The organism is Anaeromyxobacter sp. SG66, from assembly GCF_022690805.1.
Lineage (GTDB): Bacteria > Myxococcota > Myxococcia > Myxococcales > Anaeromyxobacteraceae > Anaeromyxobacter > Anaeromyxobacter soli.
Window position 1 is genome coordinate 1 of the sequence record NZ_JALCZC010000136.1, and the last position, 9652, is coordinate 9652.

General features: G+C 75.7%; 7 protein-coding genes and 1 pseudogene. All 8 read left to right on the top strand.

Features of this window, described 5'->3' with window-relative positions; translation table 11 throughout:
• A pseudogene (locus MNZ39_RS21645) lies at positions 1-259 on the top strand (hypothetical protein); the annotation flags it as partial.
• Positions 256-795 (top strand): 16S rRNA (guanine(966)-N(2))-methyltransferase RsmD, encoded by a 540-nt coding sequence (gene rsmD, locus MNZ39_RS21650; RefSeq protein WP_242341177.1) that lies wholly within the window; start codon positions 256-258, stop codon positions 793-795. The pseudogene MNZ39_RS21645 and the gene rsmD, both read left to right, overlap by 4 nt.
• An 18-nt stretch (positions 796-813) precedes the next feature.
• Positions 814-1311: a pantetheine-phosphate adenylyltransferase gene (gene coaD / locus MNZ39_RS21655; RefSeq protein WP_242341178.1), complete on the top strand. Its 498-nt coding sequence runs from the start codon at positions 814-816 to the stop codon at positions 1309-1311.
• A 108-nt stretch (positions 1312-1419) separates the two neighbouring features.
• Positions 1420-2622 (top strand): pyridoxal phosphate-dependent aminotransferase, encoded by a 1203-nt coding sequence (locus MNZ39_RS21660; RefSeq protein WP_242341179.1) that lies wholly within the window; start codon positions 1420-1422, stop codon positions 2620-2622.
• A 241-nt stretch (positions 2623-2863) separates the two neighbouring features.
• On the top strand, positions 2864-3382 hold the full coding sequence (locus MNZ39_RS21665; protein ID WP_242341180.1) for an outer membrane beta-barrel protein: 519 nt from the start codon (positions 2864-2866) through the stop codon (positions 3380-3382).
• Positions 3383-3709: 327 nt separating this feature from the next.
• A complete protein-coding gene (locus MNZ39_RS21670; RefSeq protein ID WP_242341181.1) occupies positions 3710-5380 on the top strand; it encodes an ATP-binding protein in 1671 nt (556 codons plus the stop codon).
• On the top strand, positions 5355-7238 hold the full coding sequence (locus MNZ39_RS21675; protein ID WP_242341182.1) for a hypothetical protein: 1884 nt from the start codon (positions 5355-5357) through the stop codon (positions 7236-7238). Before MNZ39_RS21670 ends, MNZ39_RS21675 begins: the two co-directional genes overlap by 26 nt.
• Entirely contained in the window at positions 7225-9591 is a 2367-nt protein-coding gene (locus MNZ39_RS21680; RefSeq protein WP_242341183.1) for a DUF11 domain-containing protein, read from the top strand. The genes MNZ39_RS21675 and MNZ39_RS21680 overlap by 14 nt, the downstream gene beginning before the upstream one ends.
• The last annotated feature ends 61 nt before the right edge of the window (positions 9592-9652 follow it).

Below are 9652 nucleotides of genomic sequence, written 5' to 3' on the forward strand. Positions count from 1 at the left end.
CGGGCCCGTGACCCCGGCGCTGCTCGGCGCGCTGCGGGGCTCGCCGGTGCGCGCCTGCGACGACGGGGGCGCGGCCGAGGCGCGGGCCGGCCGGGAGCCTGCTCCGCGATCGGGGACCGAGACAGGCGAGGACGCGGAGCGCCGCGAGGCGCGCGCGTTCGCCGAGGTCACCGACCTCGTGGAGGGCCTCGGCGCGGCCGGCTCCGCGGCGGCCCTCGAGAGCGCGCTCCTGCGCCGGGTCCAGGAGCGCGGGCCGTGACCCGGATCATCGCCGGCAGCGCCCGCGGCCGGCGGCTCGCGGCGCCCCGCGGCGTCTCGACCCGGCCGACGAGCGACAAGGTCCGCGGGGCGGTCTTCAACGTGCTCGGCCAGTTCTTCGACGGTGGGGACGTCCTCGACCTGTACGCCGGGACCGGCGCCCTCGCGCTCGAAGCGCTCTCCCGCGGCTGCGCCCGCGCCGTCTGCGTCGAGGCGGACCGCGCGGCGGCGGAGCTCATCGCCCGGAACGCCGCGGCCCTGGGGCTCGAGGCGCGGCTGGACGTCCGGCGCGGCCGGGTGGAGGACGTGGTCCCGCGCCTGCCGCGGCGCGCCTTCGCGCTCGTCTTCGTCGATCCGCCGTACGCGGAGGGTCCGGAGGCGGCGCTCGCGCTCGCCGAGGGGTGCCTCGCGCCGGGCGGCCGCGCCGTGGCGGAGCACGACGCGCGGCGCCCGCCGCCCGAGCGGATCGGGGGCCTCGCGCTCGCGGACCGCCGGCACTACGGCGGCACGGGAATCTCGATCTACGTGGGCGAGTGAGGGATACTCCGCCACCTCATGCCCCGCCGCACCGCCATCTACCCCGGCTCGTTCGACCCGCTCACGAACGGCCACCTCGCCATCATCAACCGCGGCCTCAAGGTCTTCGACCGGCTGATCGTGGCGGTCGCGAACAACCCGCAGAAATCGCCCCTGTTCACGGCGGACGAGCGCATGGCGTTCATCTCCGAGGCGGTCGGGAACGACCCGCGCGTCGAGGTGGACTCCTTCAACGCGCTCCTCGTGGACTACGTGCGCTCGAAGGGCGTCTACACCGTCATCCGCGGGCTCCGGGCGGTCTCGGACTTCGAGTACGAGTTCCAGCTCGCCAACATGAACCGCAAGCTCCTGCCCGAGTTCGAGGCGGTCTTCGTCATGACGGGCGAGGACTACTTCTTCGTGTCGGCACAGCTCGTGCGCGAGGTCGCCACCTTCGGCGGCGACGTGAGCGGCCTCGTCCCGCCCAACGTGGCGGAGGGGCTCCGCCGCAAGCTCGGCACCCCGGGGCGCCACTAGCCGTCCGCTCCCGCGTTCGGGGCGCGTACCCCACCTCGGTTCTGCTATCGTCGGCGCTTTGGCCGCCCTGGGGGCGGCCTCCACAGCTCGCCCGAGGAGACACCGATCATGAAGCTCGCGAAGCGGCTCGACGCCGTGAAGCCGTCGCCGACCCTGGCCATCACCGCGAAGGCCCGGGAGATGAAGCAGAAGGGCATCGACGTCGTGGGCTTCGGCGCCGGCGAGCCCGACTTCGACACGCCCGCGCTCATCAAGGACGCGGCGAAGAAGGCGATCGACCAGGGCTTCACGAAGTACACGCCCACGAACGGCATCCCCGAGCTGCGCGAGGCGATCGCGGCGAAGATCCAGAAGGAGCACCGGGTCACCTACAAGGCGACCGAGGTGCTCGTCTCCTGCGGCGGCAAGCACGCCCTCTACAACCTGTTCCAGGCGCTGCTGAACGAGGGCGACGAGGTCGTCATCTTCACGCCGTACTGGGTCTCCTACGCCGACATGGTCCGCGTCGCCGGCGGCGTGCCGGTCCTCGTCGAGACCACGATGGACACGGGCTTCGACCCGGCGCCGGAGCAGATCAAGAAGGCGATCTCCCCGCGCACCAAGGCGATCATCGTGAACAGCCCGTCGAACCCGACGGGCGCGATGCTCTCGCGGCGCACGCTCGAGACGGTCGTCGCCGCGGTGAAGGGCACGGAGATCCTGATCGTCTCCGACGACATCTACGACAAGCTCGTCTACAAGGGCCGCTTCGAGAACGTCCTCGATCTCGATCCCTCGCTCCAGCCGCAGGTCGCGCTCGTGAACGGCGCGTCGAAGACCTACTCGATGACCGGCTGGCGCATCGGCTGGACCGCGGGCCCGCAGGCGCTCATCTCCGCGATGCAGAAGCTCCAGGACAACTCGACCTCGAACCCCGCCTCGATCTCCCAGAAGGCGGCGCTCGGCGCGCTCACGCTCCCGGGCGTGGACGAGGAGGTCGAGAAGATGCGCAAGACGTTCGACGAGCGGCGCAAGCACATCGTCGGGCGGCTCAACGCCATCCCGGGCGTCCGCTGCTTCGATCCGGGCGGCGCGTTCTACGCGTTCCCCGACGTGAGCGCGCTCCTGTCCCGGAAGGCGCCCGGAGCGGCCGAGCCGCTCGGCACCGACGGGAAGCTCATCGACCTCCTCCTCGAGAAGCACCTCGTCGCGGCCGTCCCCGGCTCGGCGTTCGGCGCCCCCGGCTACATGCGGCTCTCGTTCGCGACGTCGATGGAGCAGATCGACAAGGGTTGCGACCGCATCGCCGAGATGGCGAAGAGCCTGGGTTGAGGCTCCATCTCACGGGGCCCTCAGGGTTGACCACCTCCTGAGGGCTGCGCCCCGCTCCGTGCACCCCGACGCCCCGCCGGCCCCATTGGCCGCGCGGGGCGTCGTCGTCTCGTGGCGTGGCCGCGCCACGACATGCGCGGCGTCCTGCCGCGGGGGTCCTTTTCTTCGGCGGTGGGCCGTCCGGGGCTACAGTCCCGCGAGCCCACGACGCACCGACCGTGCGTGAAAGGAAAGGAGCCTCATGAAGAAGCTCGTGTTCGCCCTCGCCGCCCTCGCGCTCTCCGCCACCGCCCACGCACAGGACGCGCGCCGGCCCTTCGGTCTCGGCATCTCCATCGTCCCGCTGGAGGGCGCCGGCCCGCCGACGATCGAGGTCTACGCGCCCATCAACGTGGCCCCGACGCTCCGCATCGAGCCTTCGCTCGGGGTGCTGACCCAGGACCGGCCGGCGGGCCAGGTCGACCGGAGCGACGTGACGGTGGGCGTCGGCGTCTTCTACGTCCAGCGCCTCGCCGCGCCGTTCGACCTCTACATGGGCGGCCGGTTCAAGCTCAACTTCGCGAGCAGAGACAACGGCACCAACGACGAGAGCGGCACGGACGTGATCCTCGCCGCGGCCATCGGCGGCGAGCACTACCTCACGACGAACTTCTCCCTCGGCGCGGAGGCGCAGCTCGGGTTCCGCTCCGACTCCGACGCGTCCGGCGACTCCTCGGGCGTGTTCACGACGGGCCTCGCGTTCCTGCGATTCTATTTCTGACGGGGGCTGCGCCCCCGCCCCGGCGAGCGAAGCTCGTCGGGGCCCCCGCGACCTCGACGCCCCGCCGGCCATGCGCCGCGCGGGGCGTCGTCGTCTCCAGGGGCGAGGGCGTCAGTGCGCAGAAGGGCGAGCGCGGCGCACATCCGCAGCCAGCCGCGCCCACCCGACGACAGCCCGAGACGGGCAACTTCACGGAAAGGCGACCGGGTCCAGGTATGCTCCGGGTCGAAAGCGCGCCGGGGCGTCCCGCGGACGCTCGCAGCGCGCGACGCCGCCTGCGCGCCGCCGCGAGCCCAGCTGCGGCGACGCGCACCCGGGGGACGATGGATGAAGACGTCGTCGAGCCGACCGCCTGGATCGGACACGGGAGATCGGGAGCTCCTCGGCCCCGGCCTGATCCACGAGCTGCGCCAGCCGCTGACCGCGCTGGACGCCGCCCTGCGGCTCGTCGCCCGCGAGCTCGGCCCGTCGGTCACGACGCTCGACGTCTGGTCCATGGCGACCGGGCAGGTCGCGCGGATCCAGGAGACGCTCGACACCTTCCAGCAGCTGATGACGGGAGGCGCCGAGCTGGGCGCCTTCCTGGTGGAGCCGGTGGTCCGTCGCGCGATCGCGGCCGCGCGCGCGCGGCTCGACCTCCTGGGCGATCGCTTCGCGCTCGTCGTCGACGGCGACGTGCCGGGCGCGCACGGCAGCGCCCAGGCGCTCCTCCACGCCGTCTCGAACCTCGTCTCGAACGCGCTCGACGCGGTCGAGCAGGGCGGCGGCGGTCGGATCGAGGTGAGGGTGCTGCGAGCGCCGGACGGCGCGCGGGCCCAGGTGCGGGTGGCCGACGAGGGGATCGGCATCCTCACGGCGGACCGAGAGCGGATCTTCACGGTGGGCTACACCACGAAGCCGCGGGGGAAGGGGAGCGGGCTCGGCCTCGCCATCGCGCGCCGGATGCTGCGGGCCGCGGGCGGCGAGCTCCGCCTCGCGGCAGAAGCGGACCCGGCCAGGCGCCCGTGGGCCAGCACCGAGCTCGTGGTGGAGCTCGCCGCGAGCGCCGCGGAGCCGGTGCCGGTCGCCCCCGCGATGGCGGCCCCCCGCAGGCGCGGGCTCCGCGTCACGCTCGTCGGGGTGGCCTTGCTGGCCGTGGCCGCCGCCGGGTGGGCCGGGCTCCGCCCGTCGCGCACCGCCGGCGAGGCGGCCGCGGTCATCGCCTCGGCCGAGGCGGGCGAGGTGGTGCTGGAATCCGCCACCGGGGCGATCGAGCGGCTCCGCCCCGGCGGGTGGGAGCCGGTGGTCGCGGGAGAGCGGCTCCGCGAGGACGACACGATCCGCACGGGCGCCGGCGCGGCCGCGACGCTCGCGGTCGGCGACCGCTCGCGCGTCGCCGTGTCCGACGCGACGCAGCTCACGGTTCGTGAGCTCACCGCCGCGGTTCAGCGGCTTCGCCTGTCGCGGGGCCGCATCTCGGTCGATCACCAGCCGGACGGCGCGCGCGTGCTCGTGGTCGAGAGCGACGACGGCGCGAGCGTGGCGCGCGCGAACGAGGCGCGGTTCAGCGTGCTCGCGAGCGGCAGGTCCCTCGCCGTGGCCACCGAGACCGGCGTCGTCCGTCTCCAGGCGGCAGGCGCCAGCGTCGACGTGAGCGCCGGGCGCCAGGCGGTGGCGTTTCGCGGAGCGGCCCCGGATCCGTCCCTTCCCATTCCGCCCGCGCTCCTCCTCAAGATCGCGAGGACCGCGCGGGGGGAGGGGGTGTGCACCGTGTCAGGCGTGGTCGATCGCGGCGCGGAGGTCCGCGTCGAGGGGCGCCTCGTCGAGGTCGGCGGGGACGGGAGGTTCTCGGTCCGTCTCCCCGCGCGCGCGGCGATGCGCGCGTCGGTGGTCATCCGCGACGCGGCGGGCCACGGCGCGGAGCGCCAGGTCCCGTGCGCGCCGATCGCGCCGGAGCAGGACGTCTCCGACTTCGCCGTCCGCTGGGGACAGGATGCGAGCGCGCGCGGTCACCGCTAGCTGCGCGGTCGCGGCGCTCGTCGCGGCGGCCCCGGCGGCGGCCGGCGACCTCGCGCTGCGCGTGACGCCCGAGCGCCTCGTGCTCGGGCCGGACGCACGCGCCGTGATCGAGCTCGCGGGGGCCGGCGACGCGCCTCCCCGGCTCACCGTGAACGTGGGGCGCGTCGAGGGGCCTCGCCCCGCCGGCGCCGGCCGGTTCGTGGCGGAGTACGTCGCGCCCCCCGAGCAATACCCGCAGGTCGCGATCGTCGCGGCGAACGCCGGGGAGTCGTGGGGCTGGACGGCCCTCCCGCTCACCGGCCGGGGGCTCGCGACGGCGCGCTCCGCCCCGCACGCCCGCATCAGCGTCACCATCGGCGAGGCGTCCTTCGGACCCGTGACGGCGGACGCCTCCGGCGAGGCGCGCGTCCCGGTGGTCGCTCCGCCCGGCGCTCGCTTCGCCTACCACCGCGGCCGGCCGCTCGATCTCAACGTACCCCCGGTGCTGCACGTCCACCTCGCGCTCGGCAGCGCCGAGGTGGCCGCGGACGCGCCGCGCGACCTGCCGCTGCGCGCCTTCGTCGTCGCGCCGGACGGCGCCCCGCGCGCCGGCGCACCGCTCCGGCTCGAGGTCAGCGAGGGTCGCGTCGTGGGGCTCGCGGAGGTGGCCCCGGGGAGCTGGGCGGGCACCTGGCGCCTCGCGCCCGGACGCGCCGGCGTGGCGAGGGCATCCGCGGCGCTCGCCGACGAGCCGGGGCTCGCCGCGTCGGTCCAGCTCGCCCGGCGGACCGGCGCGCTGGCGCGGCTGACGGTGCAGGCCGCCGAGGCTCGCGTCGCGGCGGACGGGGCAGTCCTGCTGCGCGTCGAGGCGTCGGACGCGGCCGGCAACGCCGTCGAGGCCTCGCCCGCGGTCCAGGCGACGCTCGGCGAGCTCTCGGGGCTCGTGCCCGTCGCCCCCGGAGCGTGGGAGACGCGCCTCTCGGTCCCCGGGCGCGTCGGGTCGGTCCGGCGGCTGCAGGTCCTCGCGCGCGCCGGCGCCGTGGAGGGCCGCGCCGAGCTCGAGGTCGCCGGGGGTCCCCCCGTGGAGCTCGAGGTGGTCGCGGAGGAGGCCCCGCTCGTCGCGGACGGCCGCGCGGCGGCGCGCGTCCGAGTCCGGTTGCGCGACCGCTTCGGCAACCCCGCGGAGGGGGCCGCGCCCGAGATCGCGAGCGCGCGGCCCGCCGTCGTGGAGACCCAGCCGGACGGGCCCGGGGCCTGGGTGGTGCGGTATCGCCCGCGCCGCGCGAGAGAGGACCGCGCCGACGTCCTCTCCGTCCGCGCGGGCGGGCTGATGGGCGCCGCGCGGCTCACGATCGTGGCGCCGGAGCGGCGGCTGGGGGTCGCGCCGAAGCTGGGGGTCGCTGCCGCGAGCGGCCTCCTCGCGCCGTACGCCGCCGTGGAGGCGGGATACCGGACGACGCTCTTCGCGGGCCGGCTGGCCGTGGCCGGCGAGGCCGGGGCGTTCGTGCACGAGCGCACCGACACGGCGCAGGTCGGCGGCGGCGCGGTCGAGGTCCGGGGCCGCGCTCGCTACCTCCCGGCGCTCTTCACCGTGCGATGGGAGCAGCGCCTCGCCGGCGGGCAGGCGCTCTGGGCCGGGGCCGGGGCGGGCGTCGCGCACGTCGCGTCGGAGGTCTCGACCGACGCCGGCCCCACGTCCGCGGAGGCGGGGCTCGTGACGCTGCTGCACGCCGGGGGTGGATGGGGGCTGCTCCGCCGGCACGGAGGCCCCTTCCTCGAGGCGCGCGTCGCGCGCATGAGCGATCCCCGCTTCGACGCGCTCCGCGGCTCGCTCACCACGCTCCTCGCCGTCGTGGGGTACCGCCATGACGCGTACTGAGCGTGCCCTCGCCGGCGCCGTCCTCGCGGTCGTGCTCGGATGCCGGCAGTCGGCGCCGTCCGCTCCGCCGCGTCCGGTCGCGGCCGAGCCGGCGCAGGGCTTCGAGCAGAGCGAGGCCCTCATCGACATCGTCGGGAGCGCGTTCCACGTGAGGGCGGTGCAGCGCGTCCACGGCGGGAGCAGCGTCGACGCGTCGTATCGCGCGTGGCTCGGCACGACCGAGCTCCGGGACGTCGTGTGGCTCGACCCGACCAGGCTCCGCGCGCGCGTGCCCGCAGGGCTCCCCCGGGGCTTCCACGATCTGAGGGTCGCGGGTCCCTACGGCGAGGGCACCGCGGGCGGCGCGTACGAGGTGCTGCCCGGATCGGCGCCGTCGCTCTCCGCGTCCCTGTCGCTGGTCCAGGCGGCGAGCGTCGGTCAGGAGGTGCTGCTCGAGGTGACGGTGGAGAACGGCGGCGACTTCCCCGTGGAGGGGGTCCTGCCGGAGGCGACGCTGAGCGGGCCCGGCGCGCTCGCGCTCGTCGCGCCGGCGGCGCCGCAGGACCTCGCGCCCGGCGCGCGCTCCACCCTCACGCTCGCGTATCGCGCGGAGGCGCCTGGCGCCGTGTCGGTCTCCGTGTCCGCGATCGGCCGGGATCCGCGCACGGGGGCCGCGGTCGTCGCCACGGCGACGGGCGGCCTCCGCGTCGAGCGGCCGGCCGCGCTCTCCGCCGCGCTCGCGCTGCCGCCCGGGCCGCTCGCGCTCGGCGATCTCCCGGTGACGCTCACCGTCACGAACACGGGCGAGGCGACCGCCGTCGCGGTGGTCCCCGCGTCGCTCGTGGACGACGGGTCCACCGGGGCCGTCGTGGTCGTGTCCGGCCCGACGCAGGCCGTCACGCTCGCCGCCGGGGAGAGCGTCGCCTTCGCCTGGTCGTGCCGGGCGGTCGCGGCGGGGACGCTCGCCTTGACGGCGTCGGTGACGGGCGCCGACGCGAACGACGGGCGCACGCTCCGCGCGAGCGTGACGGCCACCACCGCGACGGTCCCGCACGGCCTCGCCCGCCTCGCCAGCGATCCCTTCGCGGACGGGAGCACGTTCGCCTTCGTCGCGCCGTATCGAGGGCAGGTGTACGTGGGGCCGAGCCGGACCGGGGACGGCGTCGTTCGCATGCAGCGCGACGGGACGGGGCAGGAGTCGCTCGCGCTGACGTTCCCGCGCGACCCCGGCGTCGGCAGCACCTCCTCGAGCGCAGGCCCCTGGCCTCACATGACCCTCGGCTACACGGGGTGCACCGCCGCGGCCTGCGGGCCCGACGGCGAGGACGGGCGGGGCCTGCTCACCTCGGTCTCCTTCGCGGGCGACGAGTGGCTCGTGCTCGGGGGCGCGCGCTCGTCGGGCGAGCTCGACTACGTGTACCTGAGCCGCGCGTCGGCCTCGCCGCTCGACTTCTCCTACGTGGACCTCTCCACCGTGCTCGGGGCGAACACGCGCGGCGTCTCCGCGGCGCTCGGCGCGGGGGGGCGGCTCTATCTCGGCTTCCCGGACAACGGCGGCTCCCGCCCTTACGGCATCGCGCTCCTCCGCGCCCCGACCGCCCCCGGCCTCGACGCGGCGCAGGGGACCGACGCCCTCGACCTGGGCCTGCACGACGCCTACAACGCGGCGTACGGCGGGTTCACGGCGATCTCGATCGTCGATGCGATGGCCGAGCTCGGCGGCCGCGTGTACTTCTTCGACGACGTGGGCTGCCTCGTCGCGACCGGGCAGGCGCCCGCGACGAAGAGCGACTTCCTCGGCTGCTCTCCGGCCACGAGCGCGGCCTACGACCGGAAGCAGTCCGTGGCTCCCCCGCGCCAGTTCGATCTCGAGCCGCCCGACAAGGCTTGGCCCCAGGCGGTGGCCTGGAACGGGCGGCTGTACGCCATCCGGAACACCACCACCGGCCCCCAGCTCTGGTCGTGCGACCCGGCGGGCGGCGCCGACCCTGCCGTCTGCGACCCGACGGACTGGACCCTCCTCGCGGCGGACGCGGCCTACCGCACGCGGCTCGGGTACCCCGGCGTCACGGCCGCGTCGATGCTGCTCGCCACGCCGAGCCACCTGTACCTCGGGCTCGACGATCCCGGGGCCGGCCTCCACGTGTTCCGCACGCGCGCCGCGCTCCCCGCGATCTCCGATTTCACGGGACTCGACGGCTGCGCTGCCGGGACGCCCGGGTGCCAGGGGCTGGGAGGGGACGGCCTGGGGACGCCCGCGCTGACGCACATCCTGGACGCGAAGCTCGTCTCCAGCCCGGACGGCCGGACGGACCTGTTCTTCACCGCCCGCGGCGGCAGCTCTCCTTTCCAGCTGATCCGGATGGATCCCTGACGCCGGGCCCGGGCGCTCGGCGGGACGTCGCACGCCTGGTCGCTCGTGGCCCGGCCCGCCT